Origin of the sequence: Paramesorhizobium salinisoli (assembly GCF_003335045.1) — a bacterium.
In the GTDB taxonomy this organism is placed as follows: Bacteria; Pseudomonadota; Alphaproteobacteria; order Rhizobiales; family Rhizobiaceae; genus Paramesorhizobium; species Paramesorhizobium salinisoli.
The window spans coordinates 138,621-159,650 of the sequence record NZ_QOZG01000004.1 but is presented as its reverse complement, the minus strand read 5'-3'; the positions used below and the strand labels follow the sequence as shown (position 1 = coordinate 159,650).

The 21,030-nt window shown below is 60.9% G+C and carries 22 protein-coding genes and 1 other RNA gene; 14 read left to right on the top strand and 9 right to left on the bottom strand.

Translation table 11 applies throughout. From position 1 onward, the window contains the following. Positions 1-10 precede the first annotated feature (10 nt). The 3 genes from DUT91_RS10435 to DUT91_RS10425 are packed head-to-tail and all read left to right on the top strand — an operon-like array spanning position 11 to position 3,780. Positions 11-1,048, top strand: a complete 1,038-nt coding sequence (locus tag DUT91_RS10435) for a MotA/TolQ/ExbB proton channel family protein (protein ID WP_114440341.1) — start codon at positions 11-13, stop codon at positions 1,046-1,048. A 2-nt stretch (positions 1,049-1,050) separates the two neighbouring features. After that, positions 1,051-2,082, top strand: a complete 1,032-nt coding sequence (locus DUT91_RS10430; protein WP_114440340.1) for a peptidoglycan -binding protein — start codon at positions 1,051-1,053, stop codon at positions 2,080-2,082. A gap of 39 nt (positions 2,083-2,121) precedes the next feature. After that, positions 2,122-3,780, top strand: coding sequence for an FAD-binding dehydrogenase (locus tag DUT91_RS10425; protein ID WP_114440339.1), 1,659 nt, complete (start codon positions 2,122-2,124; stop codon positions 3,778-3,780). A gap of 43 nt (positions 3,781-3,823) precedes the next feature. On the opposite strand, the gene DUT91_RS10420 is transcribed toward DUT91_RS10425, so the two are convergent. Then, on the bottom strand, positions 3,824-5,566 hold the full coding sequence (locus DUT91_RS10420; protein ID WP_245419671.1) for an ABC transporter transmembrane domain-containing protein: 1,743 nt from the start codon (positions 5,564-5,566) through the stop codon (positions 3,824-3,826). Between the two features lie 262 nt (positions 5,567-5,828). Between DUT91_RS10420 and rpmE the strand changes: the two genes are divergently transcribed. Next, the gene (rpmE, locus tag DUT91_RS10415) at positions 5,829-6,050 is read left to right on the top strand and encodes a 50S ribosomal protein L31 (protein WP_114440337.1); all 222 of its coding nucleotides are present in this window, start codon (positions 5,829-5,831) and stop codon (positions 6,048-6,050) included. A 127-nt stretch (positions 6,051-6,177) separates the two neighbouring features. On the opposite strand, the gene DUT91_RS10410 is transcribed toward rpmE, so the two are convergent. Further along, on the bottom strand, positions 6,178-6,927 hold the full coding sequence (locus tag DUT91_RS10410) for a YebC/PmpR family DNA-binding transcriptional regulator (protein WP_114440336.1): 750 nt from the start codon (positions 6,925-6,927) through the stop codon (positions 6,178-6,180). Positions 6,928-7,198: 271 nt separating this feature from the next. Here DUT91_RS10410 and DUT91_RS10405 point away from each other — a divergent pair, with 271 nt between their 5' ends. The 4 genes from DUT91_RS10405 (at position 7,199) to DUT91_RS10390 (ending at position 9,967) form a co-directional block, all read left to right on the top strand. Beyond that, positions 7,199-8,086, top strand: a complete 888-nt coding sequence (locus DUT91_RS10405; RefSeq protein WP_342634448.1) for an MBL fold metallo-hydrolase — start codon at positions 7,199-7,201, stop codon at positions 8,084-8,086. A 68-nt stretch (positions 8,087-8,154) separates the two neighbouring features. Beyond that, the gene (locus DUT91_RS10400; RefSeq protein WP_114440335.1) at positions 8,155-8,823 is read left to right on the top strand and encodes a GntR family transcriptional regulator; all 669 of its coding nucleotides are present in this window, start codon (positions 8,155-8,157) and stop codon (positions 8,821-8,823) included. Positions 8,824-8,968: 145 nt separating this feature from the next. Then, positions 8,969-9,532, top strand: a complete 564-nt coding sequence (locus DUT91_RS10395) for a biotin transporter BioY (protein WP_425373786.1) — start codon at positions 8,969-8,971, stop codon at positions 9,530-9,532. 9 nt (positions 9,533-9,541) lie between these two features. Continuing rightward, positions 9,542-9,967 carry a DUF1284 domain-containing protein gene (locus DUT91_RS10390; RefSeq protein WP_114440333.1) on the top strand — a complete coding sequence of 142 codons (426 nt, stop codon included), beginning with the start codon at positions 9,542-9,544 and terminating at the stop codon, positions 9,965-9,967. Between the two features lie 55 nt (positions 9,968-10,022). Here the strand turns inward: DUT91_RS10390 and DUT91_RS10385 are convergent, their stop codons facing one another. The 6 genes from DUT91_RS10385 to DUT91_RS10360 all read right to left on the bottom strand — a co-directional run bounded on the left by DUT91_RS10385 (position 10,023) and on the right by DUT91_RS10360 (position 13,345). Continuing rightward, positions 10,023-10,775: a TerC family protein gene (locus tag DUT91_RS10385; protein ID WP_114440332.1), complete on the bottom strand. Its 753-nt coding sequence runs from the start codon at positions 10,773-10,775 to the stop codon at positions 10,023-10,025. Positions 10,776-10,877: 102 nt separating this feature from the next. Beyond that, on the bottom strand, positions 10,878-11,702 hold the full coding sequence (locus tag DUT91_RS10380; protein WP_114440331.1) for a TIGR00282 family metallophosphoesterase: 825 nt from the start codon (positions 11,700-11,702) through the stop codon (positions 10,878-10,880). A 12-nt stretch (positions 11,703-11,714) separates the two neighbouring features. Next, complete coding sequence (locus DUT91_RS10375) at positions 11,715-12,320, bottom strand: 5-formyltetrahydrofolate cyclo-ligase (protein ID WP_114440330.1); 606 nt, start codon at positions 12,318-12,320, stop codon at positions 11,715-11,717. A gap of 88 nt (positions 12,321-12,408) precedes the next feature. Next, a non-coding RNA gene (gene ssrS, locus DUT91_RS10370) (6S RNA) lies at positions 12,409-12,565 on the bottom strand. Between the two features lie 119 nt (positions 12,566-12,684). Then, positions 12,685-13,056, bottom strand: coding sequence for a cell division protein ZapA (locus DUT91_RS10365; protein ID WP_114440329.1), 372 nt, complete (start codon positions 13,054-13,056; stop codon positions 12,685-12,687). A 16-nt stretch (positions 13,057-13,072) separates the two neighbouring features. After that, positions 13,073-13,345: a DUF4164 domain-containing protein gene (locus tag DUT91_RS10360; protein ID WP_114440328.1), complete on the bottom strand. Its 273-nt coding sequence runs from the start codon at positions 13,343-13,345 to the stop codon at positions 13,073-13,075. 341 nt (positions 13,346-13,686) lie between these two features. Between DUT91_RS10360 and tkt the strand changes: the two genes are divergently transcribed. The 5 genes from tkt (at position 13,687) to DUT91_RS10335 (ending at position 19,816) form a co-directional block, all read left to right on the top strand. Then, positions 13,687-15,681 (top strand): transketolase, encoded by a 1,995-nt coding sequence (gene tkt / locus DUT91_RS10355; RefSeq protein WP_114440675.1) that lies wholly within the window; start codon positions 13,687-13,689, stop codon positions 15,679-15,681. Between the two features lie 47 nt (positions 15,682-15,728). Beyond that, positions 15,729-16,742: a type I glyceraldehyde-3-phosphate dehydrogenase gene (gap, locus tag DUT91_RS10350; protein WP_114440327.1), complete on the top strand. Its 1,014-nt coding sequence runs from the start codon at positions 15,729-15,731 to the stop codon at positions 16,740-16,742. A 63-nt stretch (positions 16,743-16,805) separates the two neighbouring features. After that, positions 16,806-17,372: a putative glycolipid-binding domain-containing protein gene (locus DUT91_RS10345; RefSeq protein ID WP_114440326.1), complete on the top strand. Its 567-nt coding sequence runs from the start codon at positions 16,806-16,808 to the stop codon at positions 17,370-17,372. A gap of 71 nt (positions 17,373-17,443) precedes the next feature. After that, positions 17,444-18,637 (top strand): phosphoglycerate kinase, encoded by a 1,194-nt coding sequence (locus DUT91_RS10340; protein ID WP_114440325.1) that lies wholly within the window; start codon positions 17,444-17,446, stop codon positions 18,635-18,637. Between the two features lie 153 nt (positions 18,638-18,790). After that, the gene (locus DUT91_RS10335) at positions 18,791-19,816 is read left to right on the top strand and encodes a class I fructose-bisphosphate aldolase (RefSeq protein WP_114440324.1); all 1,026 of its coding nucleotides are present in this window, start codon (positions 18,791-18,793) and stop codon (positions 19,814-19,816) included. Positions 19,817-19,876: 60 nt separating this feature from the next. On the opposite strand, the gene DUT91_RS26155 is transcribed toward DUT91_RS10335, so the two are convergent. Then, complete coding sequence (locus tag DUT91_RS26155; protein WP_200834944.1) at positions 19,877-20,044, bottom strand: hypothetical protein; 168 nt, start codon at positions 20,042-20,044, stop codon at positions 19,877-19,879. A 171-nt stretch (positions 20,045-20,215) separates the two neighbouring features. Here DUT91_RS26155 and DUT91_RS10325 point away from each other — a divergent pair, with 171 nt between their 5' ends. Beyond that, complete coding sequence (locus DUT91_RS10325) at positions 20,216-21,001, top strand: SDR family NAD(P)-dependent oxidoreductase (RefSeq protein ID WP_114440322.1); 786 nt, start codon at positions 20,216-20,218, stop codon at positions 20,999-21,001. The last annotated feature ends 29 nt before the right edge of the window (positions 21,002-21,030 follow it).

Sequence of the window (21,030 nt, the reverse complement as noted above, 5' to 3'; positions counted from 1 at the left end):
GTGGGAATTTATGGCGAGATCGAAAGTATCGAGGACGGATCTGGACATCGGCGACGATTTCGATCCCTACAGGCTTTCAAGCCCTCGCATCGTCGTCCTGTCGATGGTGATCTTCCTGATCATCGTGGCCTTTCTCGTAGCCATTCTTTTTCGCCAGGTACAGGTCTTTTTCTTCACCAATCCCGGGTTGAACGGGCTCATCCTCGGCGTCCTCACAGTCGGCATTCTGCTGGCTTTCGGCCAGGTGCTGCGGCTTTTTCCGGAAATACGCTGGGTCAATTCGTTTCGCGGCGGCTTAGGGGAGAAAAGCAGTCGGCAACCGGTCCTGCTGGCGCCCATGCGCGCGCTGATCGGCCGGCGCCAGTCCATGGCGCTCTCCACGACGTCGATGCGCTCGATTCTCGATTCCATCGCCACCCGCCTCGATGAAAGCCGCGACATATCGCGCTATCTGATCGGGCTTTTGGTCTTTCTCGGCCTGCTCGGCACCTTCTGGGGCCTCCTCGAAACCATCGGCTCGATCAGCCAGACCATCCAGTCTCTCGATCCAAAGGGGGGAGACGCCAACGATATGCTCGATACATTGAAGACGGGGCTGCAAGCGCCGTTGAACGGTATGGGCACGGCGTTTTCCTCATCGCTTTTCGGCCTTTCCGGATCACTCATTCTCGGTTTTCTTGACCTGCAGGCGGGCCGTGCCCAGAACCGCTTCTATACGGAGCTGGAAAACTGGCTCTCCTCGGTCACCGATCTAGGCTCCGACCTGATCTCTCCGGAAGCCGCAGCCGGTTCGACGGAGGAAATCCGCATTCTTGCTGAACGCCTGCAGTCCATGCAGGACGCCGGCGCTCCCGGCCAGCGCACCACCGCGGCCTTGGCTAATCTCGCCGAGGGCATCCAGGGACTGGTGAAGAACATGCGCAACGAACAGCAATTGATGCGCGACTGGGTGGAAAAGCAGGCTGAGGAGCAAAAGGCGATCCGCACCACGCTCGACAAGCTCGGCAACGCCATCGCCAAGCAGCAACAGCATCGCGAGGTGAAATAAGCATGGCGCTCGCCCGCAGCCGTCGCCAGAACCGCACGATCGACTATTGGCCGGGCTTCGTCGATGCGCTGTCGACGCTGCTGCTGGCCATCATGTTCCTGCTGTCGGTCTTCGTCCTGGCGCAGTTTCTCCTGAGCCAGGAGGTGACCAGCAAGGATACGGTGCTGAACCGGCTCAACAGCCAGATCAACGAATTGACACAGCTCCTCTCCCTGGAGCGTAGCAACAAGCAGGACCTGCAGGATTCCGTCGCCGACCTACAGGCTTCGCTGGCGCAGGCGGAGAGCGAGCGCTCGCGCCTCCAGACACTTCTGAGCGCGGGAGCCGGCGCAGGAGCCGCAGCCGCTGGCCGCATCGGCGAGCTTTCGAGCAATCTTGAAGCGGAGAAACAGGTCAGCGCCCGGGCGCTGTCGCAGGTCGAACTGCTCAACCAGCAGATCAGCGCGTTGCGCCGCCAGATCGGAGCGCTCGAAGAAGCACTCAACGCCTCCGAAACGCGCGACCGCGAATCCAATACCAAGATCGCCGATCTTGGCAGGCGATTGAACGTGGCGCTCGCCCAGCGCGTCCAGGAACTCAACCGCTATCGCTCCGACTTCTTCGGGCGCCTGCGCGAGATCCTCTCCGACCGCGAGAACATCCGCATCGTCGGCGACCGCTTCGTCTTCCAGTCCGAGGTGCTGTTTCCCACCGGATCAGCGGATATCAACCCTGCCGGGCAGGATGAAATGAAGAAGCTCGCCGACGCCATCATCCAGCTGACCAGGGAAATTCCCGATGACATAAACTGGGTCCTGCGCGTCGATGGTCATACCGACAACGTCCCGCTCGCCGGCACGGGACGCTTCCGTGACAATTGGGAACTGTCGTCGGCGCGCGCCACCGCGGTGGTGAAATTCCTGATCGCCAACGGTGTTCCAGCCAATCGCCTGGTGGCCGCCGGCTTCGGCGAATATCAGCCCCTCGACCCGGCCGACACGCCCGAAGCCAGAAGCCGCAACCGCCGTATCGAGCTGAAGCTGACGGAGCGATAGAAGGTAACGCTCTTGGGGAAGAGCAGGAGAGGAGGGGGAATGAAAGCCGATGCGGATGTCATCATCGTCGGCGCCGGCCTGACAGGGCTCGTCGCCGCAGCGGAACTGGTGGCCGCTGGCAAACGCATCATCATCGTCGAGCAGGAGGGCGAAAACAGCATCGGCGGGCAGGCCTTCTGGTCGCTCGGCGGCCTTTTCCTGATCGATACGCCAGAGCAGCGACGCCTCGGCATCAAGGATAGTTTCCAGCTCGCCCGGCAGGACTGGTTCGGTTCCGCCGGCTTCGACCGACTTGAAGACCATTGGCCGAAGCAATGGGCAGAAGCCTATCTACAGTTTGCCGCGGGCGAAAAGCGCGCATGGCTTCATTCGTTAGGCATGCGCTGGTTCCCTGTCGTCGGCTGGGCCGAGCGCGGCGGCGGACTCGCCACCGGACACGGCAATTCCGTGCCGCGCTTCCATATCACCTGGGGCACCGGCCCCGGCGTTCTCGCACCCTTCGAACGTCTCGTGCTTGAGGCCGTCGCCAAGGGCCGCGTCACCCTCAAGTTCCGCCACCGCGTCAGCACGATTCTCAAGACGAACGGTATCGTCACCGGCGTCGCGGGTGAAATCCTCGAGTCCTCCGCCGTCGCTCGCGGAGAAAAATCGAGCCGCAAGATCGCAGGCGGGTTCGAATTGTCGGCAGGCGCGGTGATTGTCACCTCGGGCGGCATTGGCGGCAATTTCGATCTGGTACGCAGGAACTGGCCGCGCGACCGGCTGGGCGAGCCGCCTGCCCATATGATCGCCGGCGTTCCCGACCATGTCGATGGCCGGATGATCGGCATCACGGTGGCAGCGGGCGGCGCGACGATCAACACGGACCGCATGTGGCATTATACCGAGGGTCTGAAGAACTGGGCGCCAATCTGGACAAATCACGGCATCCGCATCCTGCCCGGCCCTTCTTCCCTCTGGTTCGACGCCACCGGCAACCGCCTGCCCGCCCCTTGCCTGCCGGGCTTCGACACGCTCGCCACCTTGAAGCATATTCTTTCCACCGGCCATGATTATTCCTGGTTCGTCCTGACCCAGAAGATCATCGAAAAGGAATTCGCCCTCTCCGGCTCGGAACAGAACCCGGACCTGACGGGTAAGGACTGGAGACTGCTCATCAGGAGCAGGCTCGCCAAGGGCGCACCGCCCCCGGTCGAGGCGTTCAAGCAGCATGGCGAGGATTTCATCGTGCGCAAGACCTTGGCCGAACTGGTCGAGGGGATGAACGCGCTGACCGGCGAAAAGCGGATCGACCTCGATCATCTGCGCACACAGATCGAAGCGCGGGACCGCGAGATCGGCAACAAATACTCCAAGGACGCGCAGGTGATCGCATTGCGCGGCACGCGCAACTATATCGGCGACAGGCTGGTTCGCACGGCAAAGCCGCATCGCGTCCTTGACCCCGAGGCAGGCCCCCTGATTGCCGTCCGCTTACATATATTGACGCGCAAGACCCTTGGCGGCCTGCACACCAACCTGCAATCCCAGGTGCTGGACAGTTCCGGCGAACCGGTGCCCGGCCTTTATGCGGCGGGTGAGGCCGCAGGCTTCGGTGGTGGCGGCTATCACGGCTATAATGCGCTGGAAGGCACATTCCTCGGCGGCTGCATCTTCTCAGGCCGCTCGGCAGGCCGCGCCGCGGCTGGGAATACATGAAACGAGTGAGTAGCGAGATAGAAGCTTCACTATTCACTCATTCTCATTCCGCAACCCCTTTGAACGCATCCGCCCCCGCCTGGAACTGCAGCTTGGCAAGGCGCGCATAGATCCCGCCTTGTGCGACGAGGCCTGCATGCGTGCCTTCCTCGACAATCCGCCCCTGATCCAGTACCAGGATGCGGTCGGCCTTGAGCACGGTCGCCAGCCTGTGCGCGACGACGAGCGTCGTGCGTCCTTGCATGAGATGTTCCAGCGCCTTCTGCACCAGCATCTCGCTTTCGGCATCAAGCGCCGAAGTCGCCTCATCCAGCAGCAGGATCGGCGCATCGCGCAATATGGCCCGGGCGATGGCGATGCGCTGGCGCTGGCCGCCGGAAAGCGTCACCCCACGCTCGCCGACTTCCGCGTGGTAGCCCTTGTCGAGCGCCAGGATGAAATCATGGGCTAGCGCGGCTTTCGCCGCCGCCTCAATTTCAGCCATGCCGGCGCCCGGCCTGCCGAAGCCGATATTGTCCCGGATGGACGCGGCGAAGATCGCGACATCCTGCGGGACGACAGCAATACGGCTTCGCACATCGAGCGGATCGGCTGTGCGCAGATCCACCCCATCGATGGTGATGCTGCCCGATTGCGGATCGTAATATCGCAGAATCAGCGAAAAGATGGTGCTCTTGCCGGCACCCGAAGGACCGACGATGGCGATGGTCTCGCCGGGCTTCGCCGCAAAGCTGATATCGTGGAGGGACGGCGCGTCAGGCCGCGCGGGATAGCTGAATCCCACATGATCGAAGGTAAGCGCGCCCCGCGCTGGCTCAGGCATGGCGACCGGATTGGCTGGAACGGTAATAGCTGGCTTCTCGTCCAAAAGTTCGCTCAGCCGTTCGGTAGCGCCAGCCGCCTGCGCCAGTTCGCCCCAAACCTCTGACAGCGCGCCCAAGGCACCCGCAGCAAACACCGCGTAAAGCAGGAACTGCCCCAGCGTGCCCGCCGACATCGTTCCGTTCAAGACGTCGCGCGAACCGAACCACAACACCGCCACGACGCTGGAAAACACCATGAAAATGGCGAAGGCCGTCAGGAACGAGCGCGCCAGGATCGAAGCACGTGCCGCCTGGAATGCGTGGTCCACTGCATCGGAAAAACGCTTCGTCACCAGCCCTTCATTGGTGAAGGCCTGAAGCGTGCGCACCGCCGAAATCTGCTCGCCCGCATAGGCCGTGGCATGGGCGAGCATATCCTGCGCAGCGCGCGAACGGCGGCGCACGGAACGCCCGAATGCGATCAGCGGCAGGACGACCAGCGGAATGGCCGCGATGACCAGCCCCGACAATTTCGGGCTGGTGACAACCATCATGGCGATCGCGCCAAAACCCAATATGAGATTGCGCAAAGCCGTCGATGCAGTCGCCCCCACGGCGGATTTGATCTGCGTGGTATCGGCCGCGAGCCTGGAGACGATCTCGCCTGACAATGTGCGATCGAAAAAGAGCGGCGACAATGTCGTCACATGGGAGAACACGTCACGGCGCAGATCTGCGACAACCCGCTCGCCAAGCGTGATGACGAAATAATAGCGTGCCGCCGAGGCGAAGGCGAGGATGGCGGCGAGCACCAGCAGCATGCCGAAGTAATTGTTGATGAAATGGCTGTTCGCGGTCGAAAACCCGTGGTCCATCATGCGGCGCACCGCGATGGGCAGTGTCAGCGTGGTCGCGGCGGCAAGCACCAGCGCGACGACTGCGCCGGCAACCAGACCTTTGTAACGGCCAAGATATGGCGCCATGCGTCGCAATGGAGTTATCGATGGGCGATTGCCAACCTTATTCCGGCCAGTGTCTCGTGAATCCGTATTTTGCGATAATGTCTCGGCCATCGTTTCTGGGAATGCCCTTGTTATTGCCGTTTGGCTGATGTATAGGCTCGCCAACGCTTTTGGAAGCCGTAGCCTTTGGTCTGCGGCTTCATGTTTGCCAGTGGGCGGAAGTGCCGCAGTTTCGATGCGCGTCGGACGTGGTTCTCGCCAGAATCCTTCAGGAATGTGACCGATGAAAGCCAATATCCATCCCGATTACCACACCATCACCGTCGTGATGACCGATGGCACCCAGTATACGACCCGTTCGACCTGGGGCAAAGAAGGCGACACGATGAACCTCGACATCGACCCGACCACCCATCCGGCCTGGACCGGTGGTTCGCAGCATCTCGTTGATCGCGGTGGTCGCGTCTCCAAGTTCAAGAACCGCTTCGGCAATCTCGGCATCTAAGCCGGATTTCAGCGACGAATATCGAAAACCCTGCTTCGGCGGGGTTTTTTGTTGCGATTGCACAAAAGAAAATCCCCGGAAACCGCAGGCTCCGGGGATTTTCCATTCGAAATGATATCTGACCGACTTACGCCGCGCTCAATTTTTCCATCACTTCGTCGCTGACTTCGAAGTTTGTATAGACGTTCTGCACGTCGTCATCGTCTTCGAGCACATTGAGAAGCTTGAGAAGAGAGCGGGCCTTGTCCTCGTCCAGTTCCGTGTTGGTCTGCGGTTTCCAGATCGTCTTGATCGATTCAGCCTCGCCCAGCGCCGCTTCGAGCGCTTTCGATACCTCGCCGATATTCTCGAAGGCGCAGATGATCACATGTCCGTCTTCATCCGACTGCACATCGTCGGCGCCGGCTTCGATGGCCGCTTCCATCACCTTGTCGGCATCGCCAACTTTGGCCTGATAGACGATCTCGCCCACCCGATCGAACATGAATGAAACCGAGCCTGTCTCGCCCATCGCGCCGCCGGCCTTGGTAAAGGCAGCGCGCACGTTGGAAGCGGTGCGGTTGCGATTGTCCGTCAGCGCCTCGACAATAACGGATACACCGCCGGGGCCGCGCCCCTCATAGCGCACCTCGTCATAATTCTCGGCATCGCCGCCCGCGGCCTTCTTGATGGCGCGTTCGATATTGTCCTTGGGCATGGACTGTGCCTTGGCGTTCTGGATCGCCAGACGCAGCCGCGGGTTCATCGCCGGGTCGGGCAAACCCTGCTTGGCGGCAACCGTGATCTCTCGGCCGAGCTTGGAAAAGATTTTCGACCGCACGGCATCTTGCCGGCCCTTGCGGTGCATGATGTTTTTAAACTGTGAATGGCCAGCCATGGCACCCCTGTCAGGTTCGATTGGCAGCACGGATTTGCGCGGGAGGCGCGCCGTCTCGCGCCATTGTGCAAACCGTGCGGAATGGCGGCCTTATAAGGAAAACGGGCGCCCGCGTCCAGAGCAAGCGATCCGCAGCTCCGTGAACGCCGGAAAAAAATACGGCGGGTCAGCCAACTGTGACTTGCGCAGGAACCGGTCCTGACCCTACGCTCCCACCGCTGCAGAATGCCGCCGCATCCATATCGGCTCCCCGCTTGATGGAGTGACCGCAATGCTGAATGCCCTGAATACCTTGAATGTCGTTCTGGTGCAGCTCCTGGAAAAATGGAGACCGGCTCTATTGGCCATGGCGCTCGTCACCTCGCCAGGCGCCCAGGCCCAGTCCCTTGAGACGGAGAGCGATCGGGCGCCAAGCCAGTGCCTCGCCATGGCGCAGTCGCTGCCCGGCGCCGTCTATGCCCGTTTCGATCCTCCGGTCGCTGCGGCAAGACCCCTCAAGGCTGCGGCACAAGCCGGCGTGGTTCGCATCACCTATGTCACCCATTCCACCTATCTGATCGAGACGCCTGAAGGGGTGAGGATCGCCACCGACTATGCGGGCTGGGCAGGCGAAGGCCCTGCGCCTGATGTAGTAACCATGAACAAGGCCCATTCCTCGCATAATACGAGCCACCCCGATCCGGCCATCAAACATGTGTTGCGCGGCTGGAACCCTGAGGGCGGCCCGGCCAGACATGCCCTGACCGTCGGGGATGCCTATATCCGCAACGTCACGACCGACATCCGCTCCGGCGCCGGCATGGAGAAGGACGGCAACTCCATCTTCATTTTCGAGACGGCCAATCTCTGCATCGGACATCTCGGCCATCTCCATCATCTGCTGACGCCGCAGCATTTTGCCGCGATCGGGCGCCTGGATATCGTCATGGTGCCGGTCGATGGCGGCCTAACGATGAGCCAGGAGCGCATGAGCGAGGTGATGAAGCGGCTGCAGGCCTCCATCGTTCTCCCCATGCACCGCTTCGCCATGCCGATGGACGGCTTCATCGCGCTGATGGGCGAGAACTTCACCGCCGATTACCGCGACGGCAATACGCTGGAGATATCGCTGTCCACCTTGCCGCGCCGGCCAACCGTCGTCGTGCTGGAAGGGACGTGACCCGAGTTTCCTGTGTTCAAGCCAGGCTATGCCTCGACATCACGGGCCTCGTAAATTATCTATAATTAATGGCCAAACAAAAAGACGACACCATCGCAATTCGGATCAGCCGCATTCTGGCGGAGCGGATCATATCCGGAGAAATCGATCCGGGCACCAAGCTGCGGCAGGATCATATAGCCGAGGAGTTCGCCACCAGCCATGTGCCGGTGCGCGAAGCCTTCCGCCGTCTCGAAGCCCAGGGGCTCGCGGTCAGCGAACCACGCCGCGGCGTGCGCGTCGCCTCTTTCGATCTCGGCGAAATCAAGGAAATCGCCGAAATGCGCGCGGCACTGGAGGTTCTGGCCCTACGCCATGCCGCGCCGCATCTCACCAGGTCCATTCTCGATCAAGCAGAGGAAGCAACGAAGGCGGGCGACAAGTCCGGAGATGTTCGCTCCTGGGAGGCGGCCAACCGCCGCTTTCATCGTCTGATCATCACACCATGCGCCATGCCGCGCCTGCTCGCCGCCATCGATGATCTTCACGCCGCCAGCGCCCGCTTCCTGTTCAGCACATGGCGTTCGGAATGGGAGACGAGAACCGACCATGACCATCGCGCCATTCTCGCGGCACTGCGCCAGGGGGATATAGACGAGGCCGCCACCATTCTCGCCCGCCATGTGCAATGGGTCGGCCAGAAGCCGGTCAGGACGGCGTCTGGCGCTGTGCGCGACAGTTTCGCCATCGTCGGCTGACATCTTTTCCAGGCCTGCTCCAACCGGGTGAAAGTGGCGCTTGGAATAGCTCCACTTGTCTTTTGTCGCGGGATGTGGATTCCTCAATAGATTGAATCAGAATTTATCTATAATTTTCGATCCCAAGGAGAACCTCATGTCCGATATGACCGCCCAGACGCTTCAAGCCTCGTTCAGCCCGCTGCGCCTCGACAGCCGTTCCGCCGCAGTTCAGATCGGCGCAGTCGCCTGCGGCACACTGATTCTGGCGCTGACCTCACAGATCGAGGTGCCGATGATCCCCGTACCGATCACGCTGCAGACCCTCGTCGTCCCGCTGATAGGCGCGCTCTATGGCTGGCGGCTCGGCGCGCTTACCGTTCTGGCTTGGCTGATCGAAGGCGCAATGGGCCTGCCGGTTCTGGCTGGCGGCGTCGGTGGCCTCAGCTGGTTCGCCGGGCCCACCGCTGGCTACCTCTTCTCCTTCCCCATCATCGCCGCACTGACCGGCTGGCTTGCCGAACGCGGCTGGAACGGGCGCAATGCGCTTCTCGCCTTCGCCTCTTTCCTCCTCGCCAATGCTTTATGCTTGGTTCTGGGCGCCATTTGGCTTTCCTCGCTGATCGGCATCGAAAAAGCCGTCGCCTTCGGCGTCACGCCATTCCTCATCGGCGCGCTGATCAAATCGGCGCTGGGCGCGGCGATCCTCAAGGCCTCGGTCCGCGCGTAGGCGTCAACCGTGACGATCCGCCTGCGCGCGCACCATCTTCTCTGCATGCTGACCTATGTCGGCAAAGGCTACAGCCCCGCTTTCACAGCCAATTACGATGTCATAGCGGGGCGGCTTTCCGCGGGAGAGGATATTCTGCTGGTGGCGGGTCCAGATGATATCTGCGCCCCACTGCTCGGCGACGAGGATTGCCACTGCCATCGCCCAAGCGTCATCGAACGCGACGTCGAGGCAACGAAGGCGCTATCAAGCCTCCTCGCCCGGACCTTCGGCACCGGCAGCCGGATCGTGCTCGACGAGAAAATGCTCGCTACGATGCGCAGCGCTTTTGCAACAGGGAAAACCCGGCAGGCCTGCCGGGAATGCGAATGGTCTGAACTCTGCAGGCAAGTGGCGGATGGCGGATTTGCAGGAGCAAAAATCGCCATCCGGTGATTTGAGCAAGTTCAGGAAATGTGAAGCGGTTTTCCGCCCGGACTTGCGTAACGCTTTACGCCTTCGGCGCGCTTTTCCTTTTCTTTCGCGCCAGCATGTTCAACCCTTCGACCAGGGCGGAGAAGCCCATCGCCGCGTAGATGTAGCCCTTGGGGACGTGATAGCCGAAGCCGTCTGCGATCAGCGTCATGCCGATCATCAAGAGGAAGCCTAGCGCCAGCATGACGATGGTCGGATTGTCGGAGAGGAACCGCGAAAGAGGATTGGCGGCAACCAGCATGACGGTGACGGCGGCGAGCACCGCGATCACCATGATGGCGATCTCGTCGGTCATGCCAACCGCCGTGATGATCGAATCGATGGAGAAGACGAGGTCGAGCAGCAGGATCTGCCCGATTGCCGCACCCATCGTCAGCTGCACCACACCGCCGACCATGCTGTCCTTGTGATCTTCGTGATCAACCGAATGGTGAATTTCCTTTGTCGCCTTCCAGACCAGGAACAGCCCGCCCGCAATCAGGATCAAATCGCGCCAGGAGAAGCCATGGCCGAACAATTCGAAGATCGGCGCGGTCAGTTGGACGATGATCGATATGGTGAAGAGCAGCGCCAATCGCAGGAAGAGCGCAGCGCCGATGCCGAGCCGGCGAGCGCGTACCTGCTGCTCCGGCGGCAGCTTGTTCGTGAGGATCGAAATGAAGATCAGATTATCGATGCCGAGCACGATTTCCATGACGACGAGTGTAGCCAGCGCCGCCCATCCCGCAGGACTGGAAAGAAATGCCAAATGTTCCGCAATGAAATCCATATTTCGATGTCCCCTCTAGAAAAATGCGTCAATGACCGCGTAGGTGGCCGAGCACGTTAGGTAGGAACCACCCTCTCCGCCGTCAATCCGCTGCCGCAGAGATTAGGACCAGAAATCCGGAATGCTCTCCTGGAGCCTCGGGCCAATGCGCAAGGGAGCGATCTTTTCCGCAAGTCCGGTGCGGTCGGATATTTCCACGCAAACCCCGGAAAGCGTCGCGGGCCCGCCCGCCGCCTCGAAACGCCCTTTCGGCACCTTGGACAAAAACCGGTTGAGCGGCTCTTCCTTGTCCATCCCAAGCGACGAATCGTAGTCTCCACACATGCCGGCATCGGACATGTAGCCGGTTCCGCCATTGAGGATCTGCCAGTCGGCGGTCGGCACATGGGTATGCGTGCCGACGACCAGGCTGGCGCGGCTGTCGACGTAATGTCCGAAACACTGCTTTTCGCTGGTCGCCTCGGCATGAAAATCGAAAATCACCGCATCGGCCTGCTCGCCCAGCGGGCACGCATCGAGGATTTCCGCCGCCACCTGGAAAGGATCGTCGAGATCGGGATGCATGAACACGCGGCCCATGATGTTGGAGACGAGCACGCGCGCGCCATTGCGGGCGAGATAGACACCGACGCCCTTGCCGGCGGTGCCTTTGGGGAAATTGGCGGGACGCAGGAAGCGCTCCTCGCGGCGGGCGAATTCAAGTGCCTCGCGCTGATCCCACACATGGTTTCCCGTGGTCACGACATCGGCGCCGGCACGTAGCGTCTGGTTGAAAATCTCCTCGGTAATGCCGAACCCGCCTGCCGCATTCTCGCCGTTGACCACGACAAAATCCAGCTTGAGGTCGGCAATGAGCCCCGGCAGCTTTTCATACACTGCCGTGCGCCCCGACCGGCCCACCATATCGCCCAGAAAAAGAAATCTCATCGCCTGCCTTTATCAGGCAGGCAGGACGCCGCGCAAGCCGCTCTCGGTGAGGATTTGTGCAAGCCGCAGATCATGCGGCTCATCGGGCACCTCAGCCACTTCCTGGCAGTCGAAGGCGAGGCCGATCAGCAGCGGATGGCGGCCCTTCTCGGCAAGGCGCGCCAGCGCACGGTCGTAGTGACCCGCGCCATAACCGAGCCGCCCACCGCGAACATCAAAGGCAGCGAGCGGCACCAGCATCAATTCAGGATCGAGCAACCGCGCCTCCGGGCTGGGTCCGATCGTACCAAAACCAGTGTCGACCATCGCTGTCTCGTCCAGATACTCACGGAAAATGATGGTTTCGCGATTCTGCACGACCGGCAGGCAAAGCCTGGCGCCGCGCTTACGCAGTACAGAGAGGAGTGGACGTGGGTCGATCTCGGAGCGGATCGGCCAGAAACCGGAGACAACGGCACCGGGTTCGAACGCAACGCCCCTTCCATGCCTTGCGACCTCCAACGAAGCATCGGCGCGGTAGCCGGCATCGAGCGCATCGCGCCGGGCAAGCGCTTCCCGCCGCAGCGCCTTTTTCAGTTCCTTACGATCCGGGACGGTCAGTTCCACCGGCTGCTCCATAAATGCACGACCGGAAACAACCGCAACTGGGCGTCAAGGTCAAGGTAATTGGGAGGCAGAACAAAACCGGAGGGCGGCAATGGAAAGGTGGCGACCACAACAACCGATGGAGAGATTGATCCCGGGAACCTACAAAGTAGGTGGGCGCCGTATGAAAAAGCCCACAGGCCTTTCCAGGGACAGCTCCCTTGAGATCAATTAAGGCCCCGGGGAAGTGTTACTCCTGTCGTGAAGTGCAGTACGCCAAGGACCAATATAAGCCTCCATGCCCCCATGCGCCAGTGGGTCAAGCTGCTTGTTGATGCTTTTCAGTAAAAATCACGACACCGGAGCGGTCACGACGCCCGCCCGCGGTTGGCACGCGTCACGCGACGCCGGGCTTCACTGCTATCTTGGTCGCAAGCATCTCGATGCGCTGCGCCACGTCCGAGAGCGTCCCGGTCAGCGCCGCATCGTTCTTGTCTGCCCTGCTCAAGGCTTCGTCGCGCGACCGCCGCAGGGTTTCCGCCTCGTTTTCCAGCCCCTTCAGGCGTTTCTGCAATTCGACCAGTTCGTCCATGACCATGATGCCGGCCATGACGGTCAGACGCTGGTCGCCAATTTCGCCGAAGGAGGATTTCAGATGGGTAACGTAGCGATCGAAGCGTTCGGCGAGCCCGGTCAGGTGCTGCTCCTGCCCTTCGTCGCAGGCCATGCGGTAGGCTTTGCCATCGATTGTAACCGTCACCGTCGCCATGTGATCTCCCTTACGGTTACCTGTCCAGCACTGCGCGGATCGTTTCCATCGCTGTGACAAGACGCCGCGACACTTCGCGGTTCGCAGATTCGAGACGTTCGGCACGGGATTCCGATATGTCCAACTCCTGTGCCAATCGGCTGCGATCGGTGTTCATGCGTTGCACTTCCTCCTCGGCTTCAGCAAAATCGCCCTCTTTTTCAAGCCTGAGATCAACCGCCTCCTCAAGCGCATCTAGTGCTCGCTCCAGCCTGTCCATGACTTGTTTGAGGGTCGTGTCCGGTGCCATCCCTGGTTATCCCTTGACCGTTCATTGCAAATTCAAATGTGACGAATCGCATTGCAACAAACGGTATTTCGTTTGAATATTAGAAGCCGCTCTGATTGCATGCAAGAAATCAAGGCAGTCATGAAAAAGTCATACACCGGTTATCGGCGCCATTATGTCCATTTGCTGGCAATGCACAAGTTCCCCGCCGGGCTTGGTTAACGCGCCGGGAGCCAACCAGATCACCTAATCATGAGGCATGGTTTTATTGACTCCACCTCTGCACCTGCTATGTGTCGCCTGCTTTTCCAGCATCGCCGGAACCGGCGCGCGCAAGCCCCTTTCGAAAGACGGCCGAGATCATGACCAATTCCGAAAAACTCAACAAAATGGCAAATGCGATCCGTTTCCTGTCGATGGATGCGGTTGAGAAGGCTAATTCGGGCCACCCAGGCCTGCCGATGGGTGCGGCCGACATTGCCACGGTTCTCTACACGCGGTTTCTCAAGCATGATCCGAAGAACCCGCATTGGCCCGACCGCGACCGTTTCGTGCTGTCCGCCGGCCATGGCTCGATGCTGCTCTATTCCGTGCTCTATCTCTCCGGCTACGAAGACATCACGATCGAGGAGATCAAGAATTTCCGCCAGCTCGGCTCGAAGACCGCGGGACATCCCGAATATGGCCATGCGGCGGGGATCGAGACGACGACCGGCCCGCTCGGCCAGGGCCTTGGCAACAGTGTCGGCATGGCGCTCGGCGAACGCATCCTCAATGCGAAGTTCGGCGACGACCTCGTCAACCACTACACTTATGTGCTCGCCGGCGACGGCTGCCTGATGGAAGGCCTCAGCCAGGAAGCCATCGCGCTTGCCGGCCACCTGAAGCTCAACAAGCTCATCGTCTTCTGGGACAACAACAACATCACCATCGATGGCGCTGTCTCGCTTTCCGACAATACCGATCAACCGGCGCGTTTCGCCGCCTCCGGCTGGAACACGTTGAGCGTCGACGGCCACGATCAGGAAGCCATCGCCCAGGCGATCGAGCAGGCCCGCGCCTCCGATAAGCCGACGATGATCGCCTGCAAGACGACCATCGGCTTCGGTGCGCCTGGCAAGGCCGGGACCAACAAGGTTCACGGCTCGCCGCTCGGCGCCGAAGAGATCGCCGCTACGCGCAAGGCGCTTGGCTGGGAAGACGCGCCTTTCGTCGTTCCCGCCGACATTCTCGATGCCTGGCGCGTCGCCGGCCTGAATGCCGCCCGCAAGCGCCAGGATTGGGAAAAGCGCCTGGCTGTCACTGATGCCGATACCCGCGCCGAATTCGAGCGCCGCATCCGTGGCGACCTGCCCGGCGGCTTCGAGCAAGCGATCGCAGATTACAAGAAGAAGCTTTCGGCGGAAAAGCCGAAGGTCGCCACCCGCAAGGCGTCCGAAATGGCGCTCGAGATCATCAATGGCGTGGTGCCGGAAACCATTGGCGGCTCCGCTGATCTCACCGGCTCCAACAACACAAAGACCAGCCAGACCAAGCCGATCACGCCGGACAATTACGGCGAACGCTATGTTCATTACGGCATCCGTGAGCACGGCATGGCGGCGGCGATGAACGGCCTGACCCTGCATGGCGGCATCATCCCCTATTCCGGCACGTTCCTCACCTTCTCCGATTACTGCCGTCCGGCAATGCGCCTGTCGTCGCTGATGGGCATCCGCGTTGTCTATGTGATGACCCATGATTCCATCGGCCTCGGCGAAGATGGCCCGACGCACCAGCCGGTCGAACAGCTTGCCGCGCTGCGGGCGATCCCCAACCATCTGGTATTCCGTCCCGCCGACGTGGTGGAAACCGCTGAATGCTGGGAACTGGCGTTGAAATCGACGAAGACGCCTTCCACTATCGCGCTCACCCGGCAGAACCTGCCGACGGTCCGCACCGACCACATCGAGGAAAACCTCTGCGCTTACGGCGCCTATGAGTTGGCGACCGCCACCGATGACGCCAAGGTGACGATCTTCGCCACGGGGTCCGAGGTAGAGATCGCGCTCAATGCTCGCGCTGCGCTTGAGAAGAAGGGCATTGCGGCCCGCGTTGTCTCCGTCCCCTGCTTCGAACTCTTTGAACAGCAGTCTCCGGCCTATCAGCAGGCGCTTATCGGCAACGCGCCGGTCAAGATTGCGGTCGAGGCGGCGATTTCGCTCGGCTGGGAACGCTTCATCGGCGAAGACGGCGTCTTCATCGGCATGAAGGGCTTCGGCGCCAGCGGTCGCATCGAAGATCTCTACAAATTTTTCGGTATTACCGCGGAGGCCGTCGTCGAGGCCGCGGAAGCCAAATTGCAGAAATCCGCCTGAGCGGGCTCATCAGGGCATCACCACACCCAGCAGGGAGAGAATAGAAAATGGCAGTTCGTGTCGCAATTAACGGATTTGGCCGTATCGGCCGCAATATCCTTCGCGCCATTGTCGAATCCGGCCGCACCGACATCGAAGTCGTGGCGATCAATGATCTCGGTCCGGTCGAAACCAATGCCCATCTGCTGCGTTACGATTCGGTCCACGGCCGCTTCCCGGCCACGGTCAAGGTCGACGGTGACACGATTACCATCGATGGCCGCAAGCCCATCAAGGTGACTGCGATCAAGGATCCGGCGATGCTCCCCCACAAGGAGCTCGGCGTCGATATCGCGCTGGAGTGCACCGGCTTCTTCACCACGCGTGACAAGGCTGCCGCGCATCTGACCGCCGGCGCCAAGCGCGTGATCATCTCCGCCCCCGCCGAAGGGGCTGACTTGACCGTCGTCTACGGCGTAAACCACGACAAGCTGACCAAGGATGATCTGGTCATCTCCAACGCATCCTGCACGACGAACTGCCTGGTTCCGGTCGTCAAGGTGCTCAACGACGCCGTAGGCATCGACCACGGTTTCATGACCACGATCCACTCCTACACGAACGACCAGCCCTCGCTGGACCAGATGCACAAGGATCTCTACCGCGCCCGCGCCGCGGCGCTCTCGATGATCCCGACCTCGACGGGTGCGGCCAAGGCCGTAGGCCTCGTCCTGCCCGAACTCAAGGGTAAGCTCGACGGCACATCAATCCGCGTCCCGACCCCGAACGTCTCGGTGGTGGATTTCAAGTTCGTCGCCAAGCGCGCCACGACGGTTCAGGAAATCAATGACGTCATCAAGGCTGCCGCGACCAGTGGTCCGCTGAAGGGCGTCCTCGCCTATACCGAGGAGCCGCTGGTTTCGCGCGACTTCAACCATGACCCGCATTCCTCGATCTTCGCGATCGACCAGACCAAGGTCATGGAAGGCAACTTCGTGCGCATCCTCACCTGGTATGACAATGAATGGGGTTTCTCCAACCGCATGGCCGACACGGCCGTCGCTTTCGCGAAGGTGATGTAAACTGATGTTTCGAGCATTTGCAGCCAGGTGGAATCACTTGGCGTCGCAGAAATGCGGTGCAAAATGAATCCCCTCTCCCGCAGAACGGTGCGCTGGCGCTCGGTCGAGGGAGAGGGTCTCGAACATCTCGTGATCGGACCGCATGACGGTGGCGTTCGCGCCGACAGCGTTGTCATCGGCGAGCGCGGCGGTATTCCCTATGGCGTTCGCTACCGTATCGATTGCGATGCGCGCTGGCATATCAGCGGTTTTTCCGTTGAGACGACGGCGGGAGAGCGCCTGGCGCTTCTTTCCGATGGCAGGGGCCATTGGCGCAACGAAGCAGGCGATGCCTTGCCGCAATTCGACAACTGTATCGATATCGACCTTGCGGGAACGCCCTTCACCAATACAATACCGATCAGACGTCTCGGCCTGACACCGCAATCCGAAACGGCCAAGCTCACCATGCTCTATGTGCCGTTCGATCGCTTCGAGCCGTTCCGCGACGGGCAGAACTATACCTGCCTGGAAGCCGGCCGGCTCTATCGCTACCAGGCCGAGGACCGCAGCTTCAGCGCCGATCTTCCTGTCGATGAAGACGGCCTCGTTATCGATTATCCAGGCCTGTTCGAAAGGCTGAAAGCGTGATTTGTTAGACCTCGGGCTTGCCCGGGACCCGTCCCGGCATCACGCGCCAACACCGACCGGAGAGAAGACCGATGAATTTCCGTACCCTCGATGAGGCCGATGTCAAATCCAAGCGTGTTCTTCTCCGCGTCGATCTGAATGTTCCCGTGGCCAATGGCGAGGTGACGGACGCGACCCGTATCGAGCGCGTGGTGGAAACCATCTCCGAACTCTCGGACAAGGGCGCGAAGACCATCCTGCTGGCGCATTTCGGCCGCCCCAAGGGCGCCCCCTCCGCTGAATTTTCACTGCATCAGGTGGTGAAGGCGCTGGAAAAGCAACTTCGCCATCCCGTACGATTCGCCGAGGACTGCATCGGCGGAAAGGCGGCGAGCGCGGTGGCCGCCATGAAGGACGGCGATATCCTGCTTCTGGAAAACACCCGTTTTCACGCGGGCGAGGAAAAGAACGCCCCCGATTTCGCCAAGGCGCTCGCTGCTAATGGCGATATCTATGTAAATGACGCCTTTTCGGCCGCCCACCGCGCCCATGCCTCGACGGAAGGCCTCGCCCACCTGCTTCCCTCCTATGCCGGCCGCGCCATGCAGGCCGAACTCGACGCGCTCGAGAAGGGCCTTGGCAACCCCGCACGCCCGGTGGTCGCGATCGTCGGCGGCGCGAAAGTTTCTTCCAAGATCGATCTCCTGATGAACCTGATCGAGAAGGTCGATGCCCTGGTCATCGGCGGCGGCATGGCCAACACATTCCTCGCCGCGCGCGGCATCGGCGTCGGCAAATCGCTTTGCGAGCACGACCTCGCCGACACGGCCCGTCAGATCATGGCCAAGGCTGAAAGCGCCAAATGTGCCATCATCCTGCCCGTCGATGCCATCGTCGCATGGCATTTCCAGGCCGACGCGCCCAACCATGCCTATGGGCTGGATGCAATCCCGGCCGACGGCATGATCCTCGACCTCGGCCCCCAGTCGATCGAGCGTGTTCAGGGCGCGATAGACGATGCCGCTACACTGATCTGGAATGGACCCCTCGGCGCTTTCGAGCTTCGCCCCTTCGACAAGGCGACGGTTGCAGCCGCGCGCCATGTCGCGGCGCGCACCAGGGCTGGCAATCTCGTCTCGGTCGCCGGCGGCGGCGACACGGTCGCAGCGCTTAACCATGCGGGCGTCGCCGATGATTTCAGCTATGTCTCGACGGCGGGCGGCGCCTTCCTCGAATGGATGGAAGGCAAGCCGCTTCCCGGCGTCGATGTGCTGAAGCGCGCATAGGACTGCCGGCCCTCTTTAACCGTTTGCCGAAAAAAGTGATGCTCCTAAATCGTTTGAAATAAATTCAATCGTTTCAAAGGTTTGCACTGGCGTTTCGTTTGTCGCACTCTTTTGTTATTGCGCTGATGAAAGAACGAAAGTTGGAGTCCATCTATGAGTGAACGTCTCGAAGATATCGCGATTGCCATGGTTGCCGACGGCAAGGGCCTTCTCGCCGCCGATGAAAGTTCGGGAACGATCCAGAAGAGGTTCGAGACGATCGGCCTCGCCTCCACGGAGGAAAGCCGCCGCGACTACCGCGAAATGCTGTTCCGCTCCGAAGATGCGATGAAGACCTGCATCTCCGGCGTCATCCTCTATGATGAAACCATTCGTCAGAGCGCAGCCGACGGCACGAAGCTCACCGAAATCATCAAGCAGGTCGGCAGCATTCCCGGCATCAAGGTCGATGCCGGCGCCAAGCCGCTTGCGGGCTTCCCCGGTGAGACCATCACCGAAGGGCTCGACGGTCTGCGCGAGCGCCTGGCCGAATATTATGCGCTTGGCGCGCGCTTCGCCAAATGGCGCGGCGTGATTTCCATTTCCGACGGCCTGCCGAGCTGGGGCGCGGTCAAGCAGAACGCGCAGGCGCTGGCCCGCTATGCCGCGCTTTGCCAGGAAGCCGGCATCGTCCCGATCGTCGAGCCTGAAGTGCTGATGGACGGCAAGCCCGGCACCCATTCCATCGACCGCTGCTATGAGGTCACCGAATGGGTGCTGAAGACGGTTTTCGCCGAGCTTTATGACGCCCGGATCGTGCTCGAAGGCATGATCCTCAAGCCGAACATGGTCATCGACGGCAAGAATGCTCGCAAGGCCTCTGTCGAGGAAGTGGCGGAAAAGACCGTGCGTTGCCTGAAATCAACGGTTCCTGCCGCAGTGCCGGGCATCGCCTTCCTCTCCGGCGGCCAATCCGACGAGGAAGCAACCGCGCATCTCTCCGCCATGAACGCGAGCTTCGACATGCCGTGGAAGCTTACCTTCTCCTATGGTCGCGCTTTGCAGGCAGCCGCGCTGAAGGCCTGGGGCGGCAAGCCGGAAAACGTCGCCGCCGGACAGCGCGCCTTCGCCCACCGCGCCCGCATGAATTCCCTTGCTGCAACGGGTGGCTGGAAGCAGGATCTGGAAAAGGCCGCCTAAGCCAGGACCGTCTCAGAAAAAGCCCGGATCGCACGATCCGGGCTTTTTCATTTAAAACACCTAAAACACCGTCCCCGCATGCAAGGCCACAACAAGAAACATCAGTCCGATCGCCACCACCGCGATCTTCCAGAAATCGCTGCGGCGCCTCAAGCCCGGCAGCCCGAGTGGTTTGACCAGATGCAGTGCCATGAGGATGAGGAGGAGAACGGGGAGAATCTTGGTCAAGTGGCGATCCTTTGAGAAATCTCTTACAGCGCGGCATGCCAAAGCGCCAAGTCTTTCCCGCCTGAATGGCCGGGGCGCACGCGCGATGCGCGGCATCGGCGGTTGACCCCTCGCCGGCCCCGGTCCAATCTCCGCCCGACATAGCGAATATTTGAAGACAGGAAAGACGGCATGGGACTGGAAGGCAAAGTGGCTGTTGTGACCGGCGGCGCTCAAGGCATCGGATATGCGATTGCCAAACGCTACCTGATCGACGGCGCCAGTGTGGTGATTGCCGATATCGACGAAACGAAGGGAGAGGCGACGGAGAAGGATCTATCGCGGCTCGGCGCCATCCGTTTCACGCCGGCCGATGTTGGCCAAAAGCTCGATGTTCATAACCTGGTGGCATTTGCCACGGATACGTTCGGCGACATCGACATTCTCGTGAACAATGCCGGTGTAGCGCATCATGCCGATTTCCTCTCCTTGAAAGAGGTGGATTTCGATCGCGTGCTGCGCATCAATCTGAAAGGCGCCTTCCTCTGCGCGCAAGCTGTTGCCAAGCGCATGGTAGCGAGAATCGCGGCTGGCGGTCCCGCCGGGACCATCATCAACATGTCGTCGGTCAACGCGCTGTTCGGGTTGGAGACCCAGGTACCCTATTCGATCTCGAAGGGCGGCGTGAACCAGCTCACGCGCGTCATGGCCGTTTCGCTCGCACCCTACGGCATCCGCGTCAATGCCATCGGCCCTGGTTCGATCGATACCCACATGCTGGCAAGCGTCAATGCCTATGACGGCGCCACGGAGCGTATTCTGTCGCGCACGCCGATGGGCCGCATCGGCGATCCCGCGGAAATCGCCGGCATAGCGGCATTCCTCGCCTCTCCCGATTCGAGCTATGTGACGGGCCAGACCATCTATGCCGATGGCGGGCGATTATCGTTGAACTACACTGTTCCTGTGAAGACCTGATCACCCGACGCTCTCCGGACACTCCTGAC

What these genes read in the sequence shown, in the direction of transcription:
- DUT91_RS10325 (WP_114440322.1), top strand. Translation starts at nt 20,216, where the DNA reads ATGGGACTGGAAGGCAAAGTGGCTGTTGTGACCGGCGGCGCTCAAGGC.
- tkt (WP_114440675.1), top strand. Translation starts at nt 13,687, where the DNA reads ATGACCAATTCCGAAAAACTCAACAAAATGGCAAATGCGATCCGTTTC.
- DUT91_RS10335 (WP_114440324.1), top strand. Translation starts at nt 18,791, where the DNA reads ATGAGTGAACGTCTCGAAGATATCGCGATTGCCATGGTTGCCGACGGC.
- rpmE (WP_114440337.1), top strand. Translation starts at nt 5,829, where the DNA reads ATGAAAGCCAATATCCATCCCGATTACCACACCATCACCGTCGTGATG.
- DUT91_RS10380 (WP_114440331.1), bottom strand. Translation starts at nt 11,702, where the DNA reads ATGAGATTTCTTTTTCTGGGCGATATGGTGGGCCGGTCGGGGCGCACG.
- DUT91_RS10410 (WP_114440336.1), bottom strand. Translation starts at nt 6,927, where the DNA reads ATGGCTGGCCATTCACAGTTTAAAAACATCATGCACCGCAAGGGCCGG.
- DUT91_RS10340 (WP_114440325.1), top strand. Translation starts at nt 17,444, where the DNA reads ATGAATTTCCGTACCCTCGATGAGGCCGATGTCAAATCCAAGCGTGTT.
- DUT91_RS10425 (WP_114440339.1), top strand. Translation starts at nt 2,122, where the DNA reads ATGAAAGCCGATGCGGATGTCATCATCGTCGGCGCCGGCCTGACAGGG.
- DUT91_RS10405 (WP_342634448.1), top strand. Translation starts at nt 7,199, where the DNA reads ATGCTGAATGCCCTGAATACCTTGAATGTCGTTCTGGTGCAGCTCCTG.
- DUT91_RS10375 (WP_114440330.1), bottom strand. Translation starts at nt 12,320, where the DNA reads ATGGAGCAGCCGGTGGAACTGACCGTCCCGGATCGTAAGGAACTGAAA.
- DUT91_RS10365 (WP_114440329.1), bottom strand. Translation starts at nt 13,056, where the DNA reads ATGGCGACGGTGACGGTTACAATCGATGGCAAAGCCTACCGCATGGCC.
- DUT91_RS10385 (WP_114440332.1), bottom strand. Translation starts at nt 10,775, where the DNA reads ATGGATTTCATTGCGGAACATTTGGCATTTCTTTCCAGTCCTGCGGGA.
- DUT91_RS10345 (WP_114440326.1), top strand. Translation starts at nt 16,806, where the DNA reads ATGAATCCCCTCTCCCGCAGAACGGTGCGCTGGCGCTCGGTCGAGGGA.
- DUT91_RS10430 (WP_114440340.1), top strand. Translation starts at nt 1,051, where the DNA reads ATGGCGCTCGCCCGCAGCCGTCGCCAGAACCGCACGATCGACTATTGG.
- DUT91_RS10420 (WP_245419671.1), bottom strand. Translation starts at nt 5,566, where the DNA reads ATGGCGCCATATCTTGGCCGTTACAAAGGTCTGGTTGCCGGCGCAGTC.
- DUT91_RS10395 (WP_425373786.1), top strand. Translation starts at nt 8,969, where the DNA reads ATGACCGCCCAGACGCTTCAAGCCTCGTTCAGCCCGCTGCGCCTCGAC.
- gap (WP_114440327.1), top strand. Translation starts at nt 15,729, where the DNA reads ATGGCAGTTCGTGTCGCAATTAACGGATTTGGCCGTATCGGCCGCAAT.
- DUT91_RS10400 (WP_114440335.1), top strand. Translation starts at nt 8,155, where the DNA reads ATGGCCAAACAAAAAGACGACACCATCGCAATTCGGATCAGCCGCATT.
- DUT91_RS10435 (WP_114440341.1), top strand. Translation starts at nt 11, where the DNA reads ATGGCGAGATCGAAAGTATCGAGGACGGATCTGGACATCGGCGACGAT.
- DUT91_RS10360 (WP_114440328.1), bottom strand. Translation starts at nt 13,345, where the DNA reads ATGGCACCGGACACGACCCTCAAACAAGTCATGGACAGGCTGGAGCGA.